The sequence below is a fragment of the Streptomyces sp. NPDC050264 genome (assembly GCF_040655895.1).
In the GTDB taxonomy this organism is placed as follows: Bacteria; Actinomycetota; Actinomycetes; order Streptomycetales; family Streptomycetaceae; genus Streptomyces.
The window spans coordinates 30,871-48,294 of the sequence record NZ_JBFAKV010000028.1 but is presented as its reverse complement, the minus strand read 5'-3'; the positions used below and the strand labels follow the sequence as shown (position 1 = coordinate 48,294).

The window sequence follows — 17,424 nt, the reverse complement described above, 5'->3', positions numbered from 1 at the left end:
TCCACGCCACCGCCCCTGGGAGCATCGTGCCGGAAACCATGCCCGTGAACTCCAGTGCTCTTTCCGTACTCCCACCCTTGAGCGCGCAGGCCGAGCGGCTGATCGAGCTGGGGGTGCACGAGAGCGCGGGGCTGCCCGCCGCGGACGTTCGTCGTTTCGCCGAGAAGGCCCGGACCTCGGCGGACGGTGCCGGCGCCCTGCTTGCCGTACACCCGGACCGGGCCCCTGCCTCCGCCCTGGCACCGCTGCTCAGCCGCGACGGCAAGCCGGGCTTCGTCGTCATCGACATGCCCGACGTCGACGACTTCACCCCACTCGGCACGGTCGCGCTTCCCGAGGCTCCGCTCTACGTCCTCACCGGCCTCGACCGCGGCGACCAGATGGCCAACTGGAGCCCGGACGAAGCCCTTCCCGCACTGACCGCCCGGGCCCGCACTCCGTTGCTGCTCACCGAGGGTATCCACTGGGTCATCCAGCAGCCCGCCGCCCTGGAACGCAACCACTGCTTCATGACCATCGGCTCCCGGCTGCGCAAAGCCGGCGGCGCGCTGGACGCCCGTACCCCGGCGCTGTGGATCAGCAACGGCACCGGGCGGGACGGCCGCGAACGCCGCGACGCCCCCAAGGTCGGCTGGTGCTGGGCGGGCAACCGGCACACCTGGCTGGGCTTCGCCTCCACGACGGGACGCCGCGGCGAAATGTGATGGGCGGCCGCCCGTCAGCGACCGGCTCGGCGGATGCGGACCGGGCCGCGGACCTCGGTGGACGTGACGGGCCGACCGCCTTGGGTGATCTCGACGTCACCGGCCGCGGCCAGCCGCCGGGCCGCACGACGGGCCGGTTCCATCAACGCGCGCCAGCCCTCGTCCTCGCCCGCGTACACCGCCCGCGCGGCGTCGGAAGGGCAGATGGACGACGTCGGGTCACGCCGCTCCAACAGCTCCACGATGGCCCGCTCCAGGCGCCGCTCGATCTGCCGCTCGCTGTCGTCGTCCGTCATCTCTTCAGTGTCACCCCGCGGGTGATCCGCCGCGCGACGGCGAGGGCGGTCACAGCATGAGGGTGCGCACCATCCGGTGGTGACGAGGCGTCAAGGGCCATTGTCAGTGCCTCCCCATAGAGTGAAAACATCACTCGGGGAGCATCGGAGGGGGAGCAGAAGCATGTCTGCAAACAGGATCCAGCACAAGGTGAATCACGTCGCGCTGGTGGTCGACTGTTCGGGTTCCATGCGTCCGCACCAGAATCAACTCATCCGCGTCGTGGACGAGTTCGTGGCCGGTTTGAAGGCCGAATCGGACAGCCTCGGTCATGAGACCCGGATCAGCCTCTACTCCTTCGACCACAGAGTGGAAAACCTCGTCTGGGACATGGACGTGAAGCACCTTCCGTCCATGCGGGGTCTGTACCAGGTCAACAATGGAGCCACGGCTCTCATCGAGGCTTCTCTCAAGTCCCTGGAGGACCTCGGACACATATGGGAGGAATACGGCGAGCACAGCTTCCTCCAGATCGTCGTGACGGACGGCGAGGAGAACGCGTCGGGGGGCGACCGGCGGCACGACGGTGACATGGCCATACTGGGCCCCTGGCTCGACCGGATCACAGCGAAGATGGGCGGCCTTCCGGGCCACTGGACTTCAGCGATCCTGGTGCCGAACTCCCTGGCCAAGCGGACCGCCCAGAACTACGGCTTCCCGGCGGGGAACATCGCCATCTGGGACGCGGACTCCCAGAAGGGCGTCGAGGAGGCGATCGGCACCGTGCGCGCTGCCGCCACCAGCTTCCTCCGGGGACGCGAGCAGGGAGTGCGCGGCACGAAGAACCTGTTCGCCGTCGGTCAGGACATATCGGTGGACGAGGTGCGGGCGAACCTCGAACCGATTCCCGCCGACAGGTACCGGCTCCTGAAGGTCGACAAGGAGGTCGAGATCCGCCCGTTCGTCAATTCGCACCCGGGCGTGACCTACGAACGCGGCTCCTGTTACTACCAACTCGGCGCCCGGGCCCAGGTCCAGCCGAACAAGGAAGTCATCGTGGTCGAAAAGGACACCGATCGCGCTTACACGGGCGACGCGGCGCGCAACCTTCTGTTCGGTACGGGAATTCAGGGAACGGTCTCCGTAAAGGCGGGGAACAATCCCAAGCTCGAGGTCTACGTGCAGAGTCGTTCGGTGAACAGGAAGCTCAAGCCCAAGACGCGTCTGCTCATCATGCTCTGAGACAGCTCTGCCGTTTCGACGAGCGTTTCGACACAGGACGCGGATCGATCACGCGCACGACCACAGAGGCTTACGGATCCATGACGCGCGGGCCCTGTCCAGCGCTTCGCAAGCGATGCGGACCTAGCGTGGCGGCATGCGTGTACTGGTCACCGGCGGTGCCGGGTTCATCGGGTCCCATGTCGTCGAGGCGCTCTCAGCGCGCGGGCACGAGCCCGTCGTGTTCGATGTGCGGGACGACCCGGGCGCCGACGTGCGGGATCCGGTGGCGGTCGCGCGGGCCCTGGACGGGGTGGACGCCGTCAGTCACCAGGCGGCCATGGTCGGTCTCGGGAACGGGGTCGTCGACGCGGCGGAATACGTCTCCCGCAACGACCTCGGGACGGCTGTGCTGCTGTCAGCCATGGCCGAGGCGGGCGTAGGGCGCTTGGTGCTGGCCGGCTCGATGGTCGTCTACGGCGAGGGGCGCTACGGGTGCCGACGGCACGCAGTGGTGCGGCCGGGTCCGCGCGCCGCCGGTGAGCTGGACGCGGGACGGTTCGAGCCCGCCTGCCCGTTGTGCGGGGAGGAGTTGGAGCCCGGGCTGGTCGCGGAGGACGCGCCGGCCGACCCGCGCAATGTGTACGCCGCGACCAAACTCACCCAGGAACACCTCGCCGCGGCCTGGGCGCGCAGCACGGGCGGCACGGGGGTGTCGCTGCGGTACCACAACGTCTACGGGCCGCGGATGCCCCGCGACACCCCGTACGCGGGCGTCGCTTCCTTCTTCCGCTCGGCGCTGGCCCGCGGCGAGGCGCCGCCCGTCTTCGAAGACGGGCGGCAGCGGCGGGACTTCGTCCACGTACGGGATGTGGCGGCGGCCAATGTGGTCGCCCTGGAGGCCGGTGCGGACGCGGGAACGCTGACCGCCTACAACACCGGCAGTGGAGAGCCGCACACGGTCGGGGAGTTGGCGCGGGCGCTCGCCGACGCGTGCGGCGGGCCGGAACCGGTGGTCACCGGCGAGTACCGGCTGGGGGACGTCCGGCACATCACCGCGGACTCGTCGCGGCTGCGGGACCGGCTCGGGTGGCGGCCCGAGATCGGCTTCGAGGACGGGATGCGGGAGTTCGCGCGGGAACAGTGACGCCGTCCCGGACAGGGTTACGGGGCCGCCGGCAGCGTCACTTCGAAGCGGCAGCCGCCCGGGATGTTGCTGACCGTGGCCCGGCCCTGGTGCGCCTCGACGATGCCGCGCACGATGGCGAGGCCGAGGCCCGCGCCGGCCGGGGGCGTACGGGCGTGCGTGCCGCGCCAGCCGGTGTCGAAGACGCGGGGCAGGTCCTCCTCGGGGATGCCGCCGCAGCCGTCCGTGACGGACACGACGACGCCGTCGGCGGACCGTTCGGCGGCGACGGCGACCGTTCCGTCCGCGGGGGTACGCCGGATCGCGTTGACGAGGAGGTTGCCGAAGACGCGGCTCATCTCCTTGCCGTCCACGTCGACGGGGACCGGCTCGACGTGGTCCCCGATGAGCCGTACCCCGTGTTCGCGGGCGAGCGCGTCCGCGCCGGCGAGGGCGTCGCCCACCAGGTCGTACAGGGAGACGCGGGCCGGGTTGAGCGGCAGGGCTCCGGCGTGGATGCGGGAGAGTTCGAACAGGTCCCCGACCATGCCGTTGAGCCGCTCGACCTCGGTGCGCATCTGCGTGAGGTAGCGGCCGGGGTCGGTGGCGACCCCGTCCTCCAGCGCCTCCGCCATGGCGCGCAGACCGGCGAGCGGGGTGCGCAGGTCGTGCGAGATCCAGGCGACGAGTTCGCGCCGGGACGTCTCCAGGGCTCGTTCACGGGTCCGGGATGCGGCCAGTTTGGCGCTGGTGGCGGCCAGCTCCCGGCTCACCGCCTCCAGTTCGGCGGTGGCCGGGGTGTGCGGGCTGGTGAAGTCGCCACCCTCGCCGAACGAGCGCGCGGCCACGGCGAGTTCTCGACTGCGGGCGACGACCCACCGTCCCAGTACCAGCGCTGTGGCGAGCGAGACGACGGCCGCCATCGCGACGACCGTGGTCACCACGGTCAGGTCGTGCCGGGAGAGGAACATCGCCCAGGCCACGGCGAGGGTGCCGGCGAGCATCGCGACCACGCCGACCGTGGCGACGACGGCGAGCGACGCGGTGAGGGAGCGGCGGCGCAGCAGGCGCAGCGCCACGGCTCCGGCGAGGCCGGTGGCGGCGGCGCCGGCGAAGGCGTAGAGGGCGATGAGGAGGCTGTCGCGCACGGTCGGTCGTCCCTGAGTTCTTTCGTCGTTCCGGATGATCCGCGAATTCTTCGGTTGCCCGGTCGGCTGTCCTGGTTTGTTGTCCCGGTCGGCTGTCCCGGTCGGCTGTCCTGGTTCTGCCGGTCGGCCGCCCCGTCAGTCCTGCCGTGTTTCGGCGCGTGCCGGTTCGAAGCGGTAGCCGACGCCCCAGACCGTCTGGATCAGGCGCGGACGTGCCGGGTCGTCCTCCACCTTGCCGCGCAGTCTTCGGATGTGGACCGTGACGGTCGACAGGTCGCCGAACTCCCAGCCCCACACCTCGCGCATCAGGTCTTCACGGCTGTACGCCCGTCCGGGGTGCCGCAGGAAGAAGGCGAGGAGGTCGAACTCTCGCAGGGTGAGGGCGAGTTCGGCGCCGCCGCGGGTGGCACGGCGGGCGGCGGGGTCGACGGTGAGGCCCCCGGCGCGCACCGGCCGGCGGTCGCCGGCGGGGCGGGCGCGGCGCAGTACCGACTCCACGCGCAGGACCAGTTCGCGCGGGCTGAAGGGCTTGGTGACGTAGTCGTCGGCGCCGACCTCCAGGCCGAGGATGCGGTCCTCCTCATCGCCGCGGGCGGTGAGCATGATCACGGGGACGGGGCCCCGGGACCGTATCCGGCGGCAGACTTCCAGGCCGTCCATGCCGGGCAGCATCAGGTCGAGCACCACCAGGTCCGGACGGTGCGCGGCGGCGTGCGCGAGGGCTTCGGGACCGTCGCCCGCGCGGTCGACGACGTGGCCCGCCCGCTCCAGGTAGCCCGTGACGACTTCGGCGACGGTCGGATCGTCGTCGACGACCAGGACCCGGGCGGCCCCATCGGGCGCCGGCTCCGTCGTGGGCTCGTATGACTGCTGCATTCCTCCAGCCTGACACCTCGATGCCGGTGGCGGCGGAGCGGAAGCTCGCACACGCGTGGACGTCCGTGTTTCGTAAGGAACCAGAGTCCGGAATGCCCGTTTCTCGCTCGTAGGGTGAAAGCCGTGACAACCCCACCCCAAGCAGTCGACGTGGTCCTGCCCTGCCTGAACGAGGCCGAGGCCCTCCCCTGGGTGCTCGAACGTATTCCTCCCGGCTGGCGCGCACTCGTCGTCGACAACGGATCCACCGACGGCTCGGCCGCGCTCGCCCGCCGCCTCGGCGCCGAGGTGGTGCACGAGCCGCGGCGCGGCTTCGGTGCCGCATGCCAGGCCGGCCTGGTGGCGGCCCGCGCCGACATCGTCTGCTTCTGCGACTGCGACGCCTCGCTCGACCCCGCGCTCCTGGTGCCCTTCGTCCGGGAGCTGCGCGAGGGAGCGGCCGATCTGGTGCTCGGGCGGCGCCGCCCGGTGCACCGGAGCGCCTGGCCCGTCCACGCCCGTGTCGGCAACCGTGTCCTGGCCGGGATGGTGCGGCGCAGGACCGGCCTCGCTCTGCACGACCTCGGGCCGCTGCGCGCCGGACGCCGTGCGGAGCTGCTCGCGCTGGACCTCGCCGACCGGCGCAGCGGCTACCCGTTGCAGATGGTGGTGCGGGCGGCCGACGCCGCCTGGCGGGTCACCGAGCACGACGTGCCGTACCTCCCGCGTACCGGTGCCTCCAAGGTGACGGGGACCTGGCGCGGTACCTGGCACGCGGTGCGGGACATGCGGCGAGTGCTGTCGGAGCCACCTGTGGGTGCCGCAACTCCCGTACAGCACACGCCCGTTCAGGAAGGGCGGCCCCTGTGACCACACTTCTCGTCATCGCCAAGGAACCGCTTCCGGGGAAGGTGAAGACACGGCTCACCCCGCCGTTCACGCCCGAGGACGCGGCAGGGCTGGCCGAGGCGGCGCTCGCGGACACCCTGCGCGCGGTAGCCGCCACCCCGGCGGCACGGCGCGTCCTCGTTCTCGACGGGGAGCCCGGGCCCTGGCTGCCGTCCGGCTTCGATGTCGTACCGCAGTGCGCGGGCGGCCTCGACGAGCGGCTCGCGGCCGCGTTCGCGGGGTGCGCGGGGCCCGCGCTGCTCATCGGTATGGACACCCCGCAGGTGACGCCCGAGCTGTTGGACGTGGACTTCGCCGGCTGTGACGCCTGGTTCGGGCCCGCGCTCGACGGCGGGTTCTGGGCGCTGGGCCTGGCCGCGCCCGCTCCCGGGCTGCTGCGCGGTGTGCCGATGTCGACACCGATGACGGGCGCCGTGCTCCGTGAACGGCTCGTCGTCGCCGGGCTGCGGGTACGCGATCTTCCGGCCCTGCGCGATGTCGACACCGCGGACGACGCGCGGGCCGTCGCCGCGCTGGCGCCCGACGGCGGATTCGCCGCGCGCCTGGCACTGTGCGCGGCGGAGGCACGCCGATGAGCGCACCGCCCGCGCCCCCGGCCGCCGCGCCGTGGGCCGCCGCCGACCCGTACGCCGTGGCCCTGCGCGCCGGGCGGGGCCCGCTGTTCCTGCGCCGCGCCGACGGCTGGCTGCTGCCCCTGGAGGTGGAGCGCTGGTGTGCGCGGGCCGACGCGGTCGACCGTGCGGTCCTCGACCGGTGCGAGGGCGCCGTCCTCGACGTGGGCTGCGGGCCGGGACGCCTGGTGGCGGAGCTCGCCGCGCGCGGTCGCACGGTCCTCGGCGTCGACGTCAGCGAGGCCGCGGTCGACCGCACCGCGCGCCTCGGCGGCCCGGCGCTGCGCCGCTCCGTCTTCGAGCCGCTGCCCGGCGAAGGGCGCTGGGACACCGTGCTGCTCATGGACGGCAACATCGGTATCGGTGGCGAGCCCCACGCCTTGCTGACACGCGTCGCCGAACTCCTCGCCCCTGGCGGCCTGTTGCTTGCCGAGACCGCGCCGGTGGAGGTCGACGAACGCACCGACGTACAGGTCGTCGGCGTCAGCGACGTCCGCGCCGGCGGCCGCCCGTTCCCGTGGGCGCGGCTGGGCACCCGTGCCCTGCTGCGGCACGCGGAACGGGCGGGTTTCCTCCCCGTCGCTCAATGGGCGTCGGGCGGCCGCCGCTTCGCCGCGCTGCGCACCCGCAGCGCGGGCCGGGTCAGCGACCACGCCAGCGACAGCGCCGCACCACCGAAGAGCACCGCGGTGATCAGCAGCCAGCGGGACAGGAAACCGTCCGCGGCGAGGCCGGTGGCCGACTTGTAGCGCGCGTTCTGGTTCCCGCTGATCAGCGGGAACCAGACGAGCAGGAGCAGCAGGGACAGCGCGGCCGGGACTCGTACAAAGCCGGCCCGCTTCCGCTGCCCGACGATCCGGGCCGCCCCGAGCAGCGCCCGGTCCGCGACCGAGTAGAGCGGCAGCAGGACGAGGTCGTGCAGGAGCGCCGCCCCCACGATCCACAGGGTGACGCCGAGCCGGTCTCCGTCGAGCAGCCGTACACCCGCGTAGGCGGCGAGCGCGAACGAGCAGACCAGCATGAGGAGTTGGAACGGACTGCCGAGCGGGATCCGATGCACAACGGTCACACCCTTCCGAACGTCAGCCGGGCCACCCATTTGGTGTTCAGCACACCAGGCGCGGCGGGCACGATGATGCGCGCCGGGTAGCCGTGGTCGGGGGACAGCTCCTCGCCGTTGACGAAGAGGGCGAGCAGGGAGCGCGGATCGGCGACCTGGTTGGCGCGCAGCGCGGCGTGACGGAACGCGCCGTGGCGCTGGAGGGACTCGACGAACACATCCGGCGCGTCGTCGCCGTGGCCGACGAGCGCCGCGAGGTCCCGCAGCCGAACGCCGCTCCACGTCTGATCGGATGTCGACCATCCTTCTACGCAGGCGATGGGCAGAGCCGCGCTGTGCAGGGCGAGTTGAAGCAGTTGCGGGCGGCTGTAGCGGACCGTTCCGGAGCGTCCGGTGACGACCAGGTGCCAGGTTTCCTCGCCGGTCTCCGCCGGGCGGATGCCCGCGTAGGCGGCGGTCTTGTTGATCTGGAAACCGTTCGGTCCGGTGCCGGGTTCGGCGCCGCCGTGCGGGGCGAGCAGCGCGGTGCGCCGTAGCGGGCCGTCGAAGCTGCGGCCAACGGTCGTGGCGAACAGCAGCAGCGAGCCACCGCCGACGAACCACAGGGCCCCGCGCCGCGACACGGAGGGCGGATCCGGCCGCACGGCCACCAGCCCGCCCTGTTCCCCCGCCTCCTCTCCGCCCTGGCGCATGCGCCGCACATTGCGCAGCGCGGTCGGCAGCTTGAGCACCGCGTGCGCGACGAAGGCGGCGATGAAAACCCATGCCCCGTAGAAATGCAGCCGGTAGAACGAGCCGGGGAAGAGATAGTCGAGCTGGACATTGAGCACGCCCGTCGCGAACTCGAAGAGGCCACCGCCGACCAGGAGGAGCAGCGATACACGTTCCAGCGCGTGGGTGAGCGAGCGGACCGGCGGCAGCTCGAACAGCCTGGGCACCACCGACCACAGCTTGGCCAACAGGACCGGGATCAGTGTGATGCCGAGGGTGACGTGCACGCCCTGGGTGAGCCGGTACAGCCAGTGCGGGTGCGTGGGCCAGGCGAAGAGGTAGAAGCCGAGGAGCCCCTTGTCGGGGGTCTTGTCGTTCACCGGCGCCAGGTCCGGGTTGTACGCGGCGTACGAGATGAGTCCCGTCACGAACAGCACGGCGATGCCGACGAGCAGGGCGAGACCGAGCACGGAAGTGAACCCGGGGCCGCGCAGCGGGCTGCGCCAGAAACCGGGAGTGGTGGGCAAGCGGGGGATGTCACGCATGCTGTGACCGTAGGACGGGATCAGCCCCGAACCGGGGCCGTGACCCATGACGAAACGCTGACGTCCGGCCCGGACAGCGCTGTCGGGGCCCGGACCCGGCCTAGCGTTCCGGTGTGATCCGCACCAAGCCTTCTGCCCGGACCGGCGGCAGCCGCCGGGACCTGTACGCCGTCGCGGCGGCCGCCCTCCTCGTGGTGGCGGCCGTGCTGATCGGCCGCCACATCGAGTCCGCCCGGCACACGCTCCACGTCGGCTGGCCGCCGCTGTACGCCAACTGGCTGCCCCATGTCGGACCGGGCACCCCGGCGGCGCTCGCGGTGGCGGCCGCGACCGTGGCGTACGGTCCCCGGCTCGCGGCGGTGTTGCGCTGGCGCGTTCTGCTCGCCGTGTCCTGGGCGACGGCGACCGCCTGGATCCTCTGCCTCGCGCTCGTCGACGGCTGGCACCGGGGCGTCGCCGTCCGCCTCACCACCAAATACGAGTACCTACAAGTCGTCGACCGCTTCCAGGACATCCCCGCCACGCTGCGCGACTACACCCGGCACATCCTCATCGACTCCCCCGATCACTGGCCCGCCCACACCGCGGGACATCCGCCGGCGGCGCCGCTCACCTTCGTGCTGCTCGACCGGATCGGTCTGGGCGGTGGTGGCTGGGCCGGGCTGTGGTGCGTCGCCATCGGCGCGACGGCGTCCGTGGCCGTACTGGTCACCGTACGGGCCCTCGCGTCGCAGGAGTTGGCGCGGCGGGCGGCTCCGTTCCTGGTCCTGGCACCGGCCGCGGTGTGGATGGGCGCGTCGGCCGACGCCTACTTCGCGGCCGTCGCCGCCTGGGCCGTGGCCCTGCTCGCGCTCGCGGTGACCGGACGCTCCGTGGTGTGGGCGGCCGGGGCGGGGCTCCTGTCCGGCCTGACCTGTTACCTCTCGTACGGGCTCACGCTCATGGCCCTCGTCGGGGCGGCCGTTCTCCTCCTCGGGGCGCGCCGGGTCCGAGAGCGACCGGTCGCCCTGGCCCTGCTGCTCGCCGGGTTCGCTGTCGTCCCGACAGCGTTCACTCTCGCCGGGTTCAACTGGTGGGAGGCGTACCGGTTGTTGACCACCCGCTACTACCAGGGCGCGGGTGGCGTCCGCCCCTACGGCTACTGGGTGTGGGCCAACCTCGCCTGCACGGTCCTCATCGTCGGACCGGCGACCGTGGCGGGGCTGCGCCGGGCCGGGACGCGCCTGCTGCCACGCCCGCGTCCCACCGGGCCCCGCACCCGCCTCGCCCTGCTCGTCGTGGCCGCCCTGGCGGCCCTCCTGATCGCCGATCTGTCCGGCATGAGCAAGGCGGAGACGGAACGCATCTGGCTGCCGTTCGCCGTCTGGCTCCTGGCATCCGGAGCGCTCCTCCCCCGCCCCCGCGCCTGGCTCACGGCCCAGGTGGTACTGGCGCTGGCCATCAACCACCTGCTGCTCACCGGGTGGTGACCTTGGGCCGACCACCGCCGGGCCTACTCCGGCGAGGTGTCCTCCTCCGCGTCCCAGGCGGCGAGGAGCGCCTGGTGGCTGCGGCGGACGTGCTCGCGCATCATGCGTTCGGCGCCGTTGCCGTCCTTGGCGAGGATCAGGTCGAGGACCTGATGGTGTTCGTGGTCCGATTCGCTGAGACGGCCCGGCTGGGCGAGCGCGGTGCGCACGAGGCGGGCGTAGGCCAGCTGGTTCATGAGGGTGCGGTAATGCGCCACGAGTTTGCCGTTGTCGGCGCCCATGACGATCAGCTCGTGGAACTCGTGCACCACTTTCCCGTAGCGTTCCGCGTCCCCCGCCCGCGTCGCCTCGTCGGCCTCGGCCATGACGGACTCCAGGCGGTCCGTCTCGGCGACCCGGCCGCGGAGCGCCAGCAGGCGGGCGGCGGCACCCTCCAGCAGTTCCTTCATCTGGAACAGTTCGGCAACGTCCCGGTGGGAAGGGACGGCGACGAACGTGCCGACGCGCGGGCGGATCTCGACGAGCCCTTCGGTCTGCAGCTGCTTGAGGGCCTCGCGGATGGGGGTACGGCTCACCCCGAAGGTCTCCGAGAGCGCCATCTCGGAGAGGCTGGACCGGGGCGGAAGCTCGCCGCCGATGATCATCTGGCGCAGTTCACCGGCTACCTGGGCCTGCATACTGGCCTTGGGGAGCCGCTTGCTTCCTCGCCCCGTGGGTTCTTGCATGGCACAAGACGGTAGTGACGAGAGATGCCGACGTCAACATCCCACCCGCACACACCACCCAGGGGCCGCTCAGGGCTCATCTGCCATGCAAGACCGGACAGTGGTCGGCGTCCTGCCGTCTCTCACTGGAAGGCCGGCACGACCTCCTTGATGAAGAGTTCCAGCGAGGCCCTCTTCTCCTCGTGCGAGAGGCTGTTGTCGATCCAGAAGCTGTATTCGTCGACGCCCATCTCCTCGTACGCACGCAAGCGCTCGACGACCTCGGCCGGTGTGCCGATCATCGCTGTGCGGTGGAGGGACTCGGGAGTGAACTCGGGGCGCTCCTCGAACTTCTCCCGCGGGCTCGGCTCCAGGAATCCGTTGGCCGGGGTCTCCTTGTTGCCGAACCACGCGTCGAAGGTGCGGTAGAAGCGGTTGATGGCCTCCGCCGCGGGGCGCCAGCCCTCCGGCTCCTCCGGCGCGTGCACGTGCGTGTGGCGCAGCACCATGAGATCGGGGCGCGCCACCTCGGGGTGGTCGGCGACGGCGGTGTCGAACTTCTCCTTCAACGCGGCGACCTCCTCGTCTCCCTTCATGAGCGGGGTGACCATCACGTTGCAGCCCTGGGAGACGGCGAAGTCGTGCGAGGCGGGGTCGCGGGCGGCGATCCACATCGGCGGGGTGGGCTGCTGCACCGGCTTGGGCACGCTCGTGGACGTGGGGAACTGCCAGATCTCGCCGTCGTGCGCGTAGTCGCCCTTCCACAACGCCCGTACGGCGGGGACGAGTTCACGCAGATGCTTGCCGCCGTCCGTGGCCTTGACCCCGTCGGTGAGGCGGTCGAACTCGATCTGGTAGGCGCCGCGGGCGACGCCCACCTCCATGCGTCCGTTGCTGATGACGTCGAGGAGCGCGGTCTCGCCCGCGGCCCGGACCGGGTGCCAGAAGGGGGCGATGATCGTCCCCGCGCCGAGCCTGATGGTGGTCGTCTTCGCGGCCAGGTGGGCCAGGATCGGCATGGGGCTGGGGGCGATGGTGTACTCCATCGCGTGGTGTTCGCCCACCCACACCGTGCTGAATCCGCCGGCCTCTGCCATGAGGGCGAGTTCGGAGAGGTTCTCGAAGAGCTGCCGGTGGCTGCTCTCTTCGTCCCAGCGCTCCATGTGTACGAACAGCGAAAACCTCATGACGGCTCCTTCTAAACGGTTCGGTGATCTCTGCGGTGGTGGGGGCGAGGCCTCTACGGTGGTGGGAGCGAGGCGGCGTCCCGGCCGTGCCCGCTCCCGTCGGTGGAAGCGGCGGCCCGCATCTCGGCGAGGGTGAGGTCGCCGGTGGCCCAGTGCGTGCGGGGGACTTCGTGGACGACGACGCGAATGTGCTCGGGCCGGGTGTCCACGGAGCGCAGTACGGCTTCGTGGACCTCGTGCAGCAGGGTGCGGAGCTGCCCCGGCGTGCGTCCTTCGGCGATGGTGATCGTGACCTGGGGCATCTCAGCCGCGCATCGTGAACGGGTCGGCCAGCGGCTCCTCGCTCGTGTTGATCCAGACACTCTTGAGGCGGGTGTACTCCTTGACCACCTCGGTTCCGTGCTCCACTCCGACGCCACTGCTCTTGAAGCCCTGGCGCGGCGACATCGGTGACATGGCCCGGTAGGTGTTGACCCAGACGGTGCCGGCGTCGAGGCGGGCGGCGACACGGTGCGCGCGGGAGAGGTTGGTCGTCCAGACGCCTGCCGCGAGGCCGTACTCGGTGTCGTTGGCCAGGCGCACGGCCTCCTCCTCCGTGTCGAAGGGCATGATCGCCACGACGGGTCCGAAGATCTCCTCGCGGACGACTCGCATGGTGTTGTCGACGTCGACGAGGACGGTGGGTTCGTAGAACCAGCCGCCGAGCCCGCCGTCGGTGGGTGCTCCGCCGGTGAGGACGCGGGCGCCCTCGCTCCGGCCGAGTTCGACGTAGGCGGCCACCTTGTCCCGCTGGCTCTCGAAGGCCAGGGGCCCGAGTTCGGTGGCCTCGTCGAGCGGGTCGCCGATGCGGATGCTCTTGGCGCGTTCGCAGACCCGGTCGAGCAGTTCGTCGTAGACCGAGCGGTGGGCGAACACCCGGCTGCCGGCGATGCAGGTCTGTCCCGCGGCCGCGAAGACACCGGCGATCACGCCCATGGCGGCGTTGGCCACGTCGGCGTCCTCGAAGACGATCTGCGGTGACTTGCCGCCGAGTTCGAGGGTCGAGCCGATGAAGCGGCTCGCGGTGGCCGCCGCGATGCGCGAGCCGGTGGCGGTGGACCCGGTGAACGAGATCTTCGCGAGGCCGGGGTGGTCGACCAGGGCCTGTCCGGCCTCCGCGCCGAATCCGGTGACGACGTTGACCGCTCCCGGCGGGAACCCTGCCTCCAGCGCGAGTTCGGCGAGCCGCAGCCCGGTGGCCGAGGTGTGTTCGGACGGCTTGATCACCACGGTGTTGCCGGCACAGAGCGCGGGCGCCAGCTTGCTGGTGGTCAGGGTCAGCGGGGAGTTCCACGGGGTGATCGCGCCGACGACGCCGAGCGGTTCGCGGGCCGTGTAGTTCAGCACCCGCCGGTCCGAGGTGGGGATCGTGGAGCCGTGGATCTTGTCCGCGAGGCCGGCGTAGTAGTGGAAGTACTCGGGCACGGAGGCCAGTTGGCCGCGCATCTCGCGCAGCAGCTTGCCGTTGTCCCGCGCCTCCATCAGGGCGAGTTCGTCGGCGTGCTCGGCGATGAGGTCGCCGAGGCGGCGCAGCAGGTGTCCGCGCCGGGTCTGGCTCAGGTCGCGCCAGGCCGGGTCCTCGAAAGCGGCCCGGGCGGACGCGACGGCCCGGTCGACGTCGGCCGCCGTGCCACGGGCCGCCCGGTACAGGGTGCGGCGGGTGGCCGGGTCCGTGCTCTCGAAGTACTCCCCCGCCGCAGGCTCGGCCCAGGCCCCGCCGATGAAGTGGTGCCAGGTGGTGAGGCCGGTGGGGTCGGCAGGGCCGAGGGAATCGGCGTGGCCGGTGGGGTCAGGCATATGCACTCTCTCCGATCGACCCGATGAACGTGGTGAAAGCTTCGACGAGCGCCTCCGGCCGCTCGACGGGCAGCATGTGACGCGCACCGGGGACGATCACGGCCCGGCAGTCGGGCAGCGCGTCGGCCAGTCTGTGCGTCATTTCCGGGGTGGAACCGGGATCGTCACCGCCCGTCACCGCCAGCGACGGGACCCTGATCCCGGCCAGGTGCGGCGCGAGTTCGGCGTCCGCCGTGGCGAACACCCGGTAGGAGGCGAGGAAGGAGCCGATGTCGTTGGCGCGCAGGGTGGCCTCGGTCCGCCGGACGATGCCGGGCGGGACGGCGGTGCCCGCGTACCAGCGTTCCAGGGACGCTGTTGTGCTGGCCTCGAAGTCGGCTTCCGCGGTGTGCAACCGGGCCCGGACGGCGGCTCGTTCGTCCGGTGTACGGCGGCAGACCGAGCTGACCGAGGTCAGCGTCGCGGTCGACTCCGGCCGGTGCAGGGCGAGATGCTGGGCCACCAGCGCCCCCAGCGAGAACCCGACGACGTGTGAGCCGGCCGGGATGCCGGCGGCCACCTCGTCGGCCAGTTCGGCCAGGGTCACCCGGTCGTCCACGGGTGGGCGCGTTCCGTGTCCCGGCAGATCCGGGGCGAGGACCGTGAAGCGGTCGGTGAGCAGCGCGCCGGCGGACTCCCACATGGTGTGATCGAGCCCGACACCGTGCAGCAGCACCAGGGTCGGCTTGCCCATGGCGGCCTACTGCTCGCTCGCCAGCGGGGCGAGGCGCGCCTGGGGACGGCCCTGGGACGCCGCGGCCAGACCGATGACGATCTCGTCCGCCCGCGGGCCGTCCGGAACGCGTACCTCGATGCTCTGGTGGTGCGAGCGGATCGTGGCGTCGGTGATGTGCTTGAGCGGGATGTCGAAGACCGCGCCGGCGACGGCCCGCTTCTCCACCGCGGGCAGCAGGGTGGTGGCGTTCGCGGCCTTGCGGAAGTGATCGCCGAACTTCAGCGTGTGGATCAGGGCGCTGCCGTGCTCGATCTCCCCGTCGAGGCCCACGATCGCGGCCTTGCCGTACGCCTCGACGGGCCCGCCGAGCGCTTCCACGACGCGCGGGGCGAGCAACTCGCCCAGTTGCGGGGCGACTTCGTCGATGCCGGGCAGCAGCTCGGTGACGAAACCCTGGCCGGCCCAGGGGTTCTCGATCACGGCGAGCACCACGGCCGTACGGGCGACCGGGTCGACGGGGCGGCCGCCCTCGGTGTGGATGTCTTCGACGTACGTGACGATCTTGCGGAGCTTCATCGGGCGTTCTCCAGGTCGGCGAGGCGGACTACGGGGTCGGAACGGCGGTCTCCGATACGGGCGTTGGGCCGGGGCCCGGACGCGGCGGCGGCGACCACGACGATCTCGTCGGGGCGCGGTGCGTCCGCCACCCGGATCTGGACCGTCTGGTAGTGCGTGCGGGTGGCGGCGGCGGTCTTGTGCCACACGGGAACGGTCAGCGGTTCTCCCGCCGCGAGGCGGTCGTCGCTGAAGACGATGATCGAGGTGCCTTCGGCCAGTTCCCTCAGCACATTGCCGAAGTACGGGGTGTGGATGAGGGCGCTGCCGTGCTCGATCTCCCCGTCGAGCCCCACCACGGCTGCCTTCCCGAAGGCCTCGATGTTCTCCACGCCGCCGAGCTCCTCGGCCAGGCGGCCGGCGAGCAGTCGGCCGAGGCCGGGCGCGACGGTCTCCACGTCGGGCTGGAGGTCGGCGACGAAGCTCCGGCCCGCCCAGGGGTTGCGGATCACCGCTGCCGCGGCGACGCGGCGCACCACGGTGGCGACCGGCCGCCCGAGCTCCAGGAGGACCTCGTCGGTGACCGTGACCACCTTGCGTAGGTCGGCCGATTGGCCTGTTCGTTGCTGCTGTGCCATGGCAGTGAGGCTAGGAGCCGACCGGAACAGCGTCAAGAGGGGTTCGCAATCAATGGGCGCTGACCATGCAGTTCTCCATAATTGCCCGTCACATACAGGGAAATCCGACGGAAGCATTGACAGTGCATGCGGTCCATTCTTACGGTCCTGTGCCATACAAGAGTCCGATCGAGAGGATCGTCATGAGCCGCACTCTTGACCACGCCGCCCCCACCGCAGTGCCCGCCGGCACGGACCGTTCGGCCCGCCTCACCGCCGCCTGGGACGCGGCCTGGAACCTGGGCGACGTGCACGCCCTGGACGACCTGCTGGAGCCCTCGTACGTGCGCCGCCGAGGACCGGCGGGCACCGCGCAGGACCGCACCGAGTTCAAGGCGTCCATCAGCGCGGTGCGCGAGGCGTTTCCCGATCTGCGCACCGAGATCGAGGATCTCGTCGAGGACGGCGACCGGCTGGCCGTCCGCTGGCGCAGCACCGGGCGGCACACCGGCGCCTTCCTCGGGGTACCGCCCACCGAGCGGACCGTCGAGGTGTCCGGGGCCACCTTCGCGCGCTTCGACGGCGACACGATCGCCGAGGAGTGGGTCACCTTCGACTCCCGGCAGCTCCTGGAAGCCCTCGGCATCATCACCACCGGTCACGCCGCCGCGGTCGACCCGGGACCGGTGAAGGGCGTGCACCGCAAGTTCATCACCGGCGTCACCGTGGTGACCACGGACGACGCGGGCACCCCCAAGGGCCTGGCCGTCAACGCCTTCTCCAGCATCTCGCTCGACCCGCCCATGGTCCTGGTCTGTGTCCAGCGCAGTTCGTCCACGCACCCCGCGCTGCACCGCGCGACCCACCTGGGCGTCAGCATCCTCGCCGCCGACCAGCTCGATGTCGCCAGGACCTTCGCGGGCAAGAGCGCCGACAAGTTCGCCGAGCTCCAGTGGACTCCCGGCGAGCACGGCGCGCCGCTGATCGACGGCTCCAGCGCCCAGCTCGAGGTGGAGATCGCCGAACGGCTGGAGGTCGGCAGCCACACCGTCTTCACCGGCCGCGTGGTGTCCGCACACCACGACGACGATCGCGCGCCCCTGGTCTACAGCGGCGGCGGCTTCTTCGACATCTCGCGGACGGCGCCGCTCCCGTGGTGACCCGCCCCCTCCCCC

19 protein-coding genes are annotated in these 17,424 nt (G+C 71.5%); 8 read left to right on the top strand and 11 right to left on the bottom strand.

Annotated elements, in window-relative coordinates; genetic code table 11:
• Positions 1-38: 38 nt before the first annotated feature.
• Entirely contained in the window at positions 39-704 is a 666-nt protein-coding gene (locus AB0J02_RS36170; protein WP_363198089.1) for a DUF5701 family protein, read from the top strand.
• Between the two features lie 14 nt (positions 705-718).
• On the opposite strand, the gene AB0J02_RS36165 is transcribed toward AB0J02_RS36170, so the two are convergent.
• Positions 719-1,000 (bottom strand): DUF3253 domain-containing protein, encoded by a 282-nt coding sequence (locus AB0J02_RS36165; RefSeq protein WP_363198088.1) that lies wholly within the window; start codon positions 998-1,000, stop codon positions 719-721.
• 163 nt (positions 1,001-1,163) lie between these two features.
• Between AB0J02_RS36165 and AB0J02_RS36160 the strand changes: the two genes are divergently transcribed.
• Positions 1,164-2,222 (top strand): vWA domain-containing protein, encoded by a 1,059-nt coding sequence (locus AB0J02_RS36160; protein ID WP_363198087.1) that lies wholly within the window; start codon positions 1,164-1,166, stop codon positions 2,220-2,222.
• Between the two features lie 136 nt (positions 2,223-2,358).
• The gene (locus AB0J02_RS36155; RefSeq protein WP_363198086.1) at positions 2,359-3,348 is read left to right on the top strand and encodes an NAD-dependent epimerase/dehydratase family protein; all 990 of its coding nucleotides are present in this window, start codon (positions 2,359-2,361) and stop codon (positions 3,346-3,348) included.
• A 17-nt stretch (positions 3,349-3,365) separates the two neighbouring features.
• Here AB0J02_RS36155 and AB0J02_RS36150 read toward each other — a convergent pair whose 3' ends face one another.
• Complete coding sequence (locus tag AB0J02_RS36150) at positions 3,366-4,475, bottom strand: HAMP domain-containing sensor histidine kinase (protein WP_363198085.1); 1,110 nt, start codon at positions 4,473-4,475, stop codon at positions 3,366-3,368.
• A 135-nt stretch (positions 4,476-4,610) separates the two neighbouring features.
• Positions 4,611-5,351 carry a response regulator transcription factor gene (locus AB0J02_RS36145; protein WP_363198084.1) on the bottom strand — a complete coding sequence of 247 codons (741 nt, stop codon included), beginning with the start codon at positions 5,349-5,351 and terminating at the stop codon, positions 4,611-4,613.
• A gap of 114 nt (positions 5,352-5,465) precedes the next feature.
• Between AB0J02_RS36145 and AB0J02_RS36140 the strand changes: the two genes are divergently transcribed.
• Genes AB0J02_RS36140 through AB0J02_RS36130 form a run of 3 tightly spaced genes read left to right on the top strand, consistent with a single transcriptional unit; the run spans position 5,466 to position 7,599 of the window.
• A complete protein-coding gene (locus AB0J02_RS36140; protein WP_363198083.1) occupies positions 5,466-6,200 on the top strand; it encodes a glycosyltransferase family 2 protein in 735 nt (244 codons plus the stop codon).
• Positions 6,197-6,814, top strand: coding sequence for a DUF2064 domain-containing protein (locus AB0J02_RS36135; protein ID WP_363198082.1), 618 nt, complete (start codon positions 6,197-6,199; stop codon positions 6,812-6,814). The genes AB0J02_RS36140 and AB0J02_RS36135 overlap by 4 nt, the downstream gene beginning before the upstream one ends.
• Positions 6,811-7,599: a class I SAM-dependent methyltransferase gene (locus tag AB0J02_RS36130; RefSeq protein ID WP_363198081.1), complete on the top strand. Its 789-nt coding sequence runs from the start codon at positions 6,811-6,813 to the stop codon at positions 7,597-7,599. Before AB0J02_RS36135 ends, AB0J02_RS36130 begins: the two co-directional genes overlap by 4 nt.
• A 316-nt stretch (positions 7,600-7,915) precedes the next feature.
• Here the strand turns inward: AB0J02_RS36130 and AB0J02_RS36125 are convergent, their stop codons facing one another.
• Positions 7,916-9,166 carry a molybdopterin-dependent oxidoreductase gene (locus tag AB0J02_RS36125; protein ID WP_363198080.1) on the bottom strand — a complete coding sequence of 417 codons (1,251 nt, stop codon included), beginning with the start codon at positions 9,164-9,166 and terminating at the stop codon, positions 7,916-7,918.
• Positions 9,167-9,279: 113 nt separating this feature from the next.
• On the opposite strand from AB0J02_RS36125, the gene AB0J02_RS36120 reads away from it, so the two are divergent.
• Positions 9,280-10,635: a hypothetical protein gene (locus AB0J02_RS36120; protein WP_363198079.1), complete on the top strand. Its 1,356-nt coding sequence runs from the start codon at positions 9,280-9,282 to the stop codon at positions 10,633-10,635.
• Between the two features lie 23 nt (positions 10,636-10,658).
• Here the strand turns inward: AB0J02_RS36120 and AB0J02_RS36115 are convergent, their stop codons facing one another.
• The 7 genes from AB0J02_RS36115 to AB0J02_RS36085 all read right to left on the bottom strand — a co-directional run bounded on the left by AB0J02_RS36115 (position 10,659) and on the right by AB0J02_RS36085 (position 16,270).
• Positions 10,659-11,360: a GntR family transcriptional regulator gene (locus AB0J02_RS36115; protein ID WP_363198078.1), complete on the bottom strand. Its 702-nt coding sequence runs from the start codon at positions 11,358-11,360 to the stop codon at positions 10,659-10,661.
• Positions 11,361-11,482: 122 nt separating this feature from the next.
• Positions 11,483-12,526: an LLM class flavin-dependent oxidoreductase gene (locus AB0J02_RS36110; RefSeq protein WP_363198077.1), complete on the bottom strand. Its 1,044-nt coding sequence runs from the start codon at positions 12,524-12,526 to the stop codon at positions 11,483-11,485.
• Between the two features lie 53 nt (positions 12,527-12,579).
• A complete protein-coding gene (locus AB0J02_RS36105) occupies positions 12,580-12,828 on the bottom strand; it encodes a tautomerase family protein (RefSeq protein ID WP_363198076.1) in 249 nt (82 codons plus the stop codon).
• A 1-nt stretch (position 12,829) separates the two neighbouring features.
• A complete protein-coding gene (locus tag AB0J02_RS36100) occupies positions 12,830-14,362 on the bottom strand; it encodes an aldehyde dehydrogenase (RefSeq protein WP_363198075.1) in 1,533 nt (510 codons plus the stop codon).
• The gene (locus tag AB0J02_RS36095; RefSeq protein WP_363198074.1) at positions 14,355-15,095 is read right to left on the bottom strand and encodes an alpha/beta fold hydrolase; all 741 of its coding nucleotides are present in this window, start codon (positions 15,093-15,095) and stop codon (positions 14,355-14,357) included. The genes AB0J02_RS36100 and AB0J02_RS36095 overlap by 8 nt, the downstream gene beginning before the upstream one ends.
• A gap of 6 nt (positions 15,096-15,101) precedes the next feature.
• A complete protein-coding gene (locus AB0J02_RS36090) occupies positions 15,102-15,653 on the bottom strand; it encodes an amino acid synthesis family protein (RefSeq protein ID WP_363198073.1) in 552 nt (183 codons plus the stop codon).
• Positions 15,650-16,270, bottom strand: coding sequence for an amino acid synthesis family protein (locus AB0J02_RS36085; protein WP_363198072.1), 621 nt, complete (start codon positions 16,268-16,270; stop codon positions 15,650-15,652). Before AB0J02_RS36085 ends, AB0J02_RS36090 begins: the two co-directional genes overlap by 4 nt.
• Before the next feature lie 182 nt (positions 16,271-16,452).
• Here AB0J02_RS36085 and AB0J02_RS36080 point away from each other — a divergent pair, with 182 nt between their 5' ends.
• Complete coding sequence (locus tag AB0J02_RS36080; RefSeq protein WP_363198071.1) at positions 16,453-17,409, top strand: flavin reductase; 957 nt, start codon at positions 16,453-16,455, stop codon at positions 17,407-17,409.
• The last annotated feature ends 15 nt before the right edge of the window (positions 17,410-17,424 follow it).

Excerpts from the sequence above, each read along its gene's own strand:
- AB0J02_RS36080 (WP_363198071.1), top strand. The coding sequence starts at position 16,453 with ATGAGCCGCACTCTTGACCACGCCGCCCCCACCGCAGTGCCCGCCGGC.
- AB0J02_RS36115 (WP_363198078.1), bottom strand. The coding sequence starts at position 11,360 with ATGCAAGAACCCACGGGGCGAGGAAGCAAGCGGCTCCCCAAGGCCAGT.
- AB0J02_RS36100 (WP_363198075.1), bottom strand. The coding sequence starts at position 14,362 with ATGCCTGACCCCACCGGCCACGCCGATTCCCTCGGCCCTGCCGACCCC.
- AB0J02_RS36105 (WP_363198076.1), bottom strand. The coding sequence starts at position 12,828 with ATGCCCCAGGTCACGATCACCATCGCCGAAGGACGCACGCCGGGGCAG.
- AB0J02_RS36160 (WP_363198087.1), top strand. The coding sequence starts at position 1,164 with ATGTCTGCAAACAGGATCCAGCACAAGGTGAATCACGTCGCGCTGGTG.
- AB0J02_RS36110 (WP_363198077.1), bottom strand. The coding sequence starts at position 12,526 with ATGAGGTTTTCGCTGTTCGTACACATGGAGCGCTGGGACGAAGAGAGC.
- AB0J02_RS36145 (WP_363198084.1), bottom strand. The coding sequence starts at position 5,351 with ATGCAGCAGTCATACGAGCCCACGACGGAGCCGGCGCCCGATGGGGCC.
- AB0J02_RS36130 (WP_363198081.1), top strand. The coding sequence starts at position 6,811 with ATGAGCGCACCGCCCGCGCCCCCGGCCGCCGCGCCGTGGGCCGCCGCC.
- AB0J02_RS36090 (WP_363198073.1), bottom strand. The coding sequence starts at position 15,653 with ATGAAGCTCCGCAAGATCGTCACGTACGTCGAAGACATCCACACCGAG.
- AB0J02_RS36095 (WP_363198074.1), bottom strand. The coding sequence starts at position 15,095 with ATGGGCAAGCCGACCCTGGTGCTGCTGCACGGTGTCGGGCTCGATCAC.
- AB0J02_RS36155 (WP_363198086.1), top strand. The coding sequence starts at position 2,359 with ATGCGTGTACTGGTCACCGGCGGTGCCGGGTTCATCGGGTCCCATGTC.
- AB0J02_RS36170 (WP_363198089.1), top strand. The coding sequence starts at position 39 with ATGCCCGTGAACTCCAGTGCTCTTTCCGTACTCCCACCCTTGAGCGCG.
- AB0J02_RS36165 (WP_363198088.1), bottom strand. The coding sequence starts at position 1,000 with ATGACGGACGACGACAGCGAGCGGCAGATCGAGCGGCGCCTGGAGCGG.
- AB0J02_RS36125 (WP_363198080.1), bottom strand. The coding sequence starts at position 9,166 with ATGCGTGACATCCCCCGCTTGCCCACCACTCCCGGTTTCTGGCGCAGC.
- AB0J02_RS36085 (WP_363198072.1), bottom strand. The coding sequence starts at position 16,270 with ATGGCACAGCAGCAACGAACAGGCCAATCGGCCGACCTACGCAAGGTG.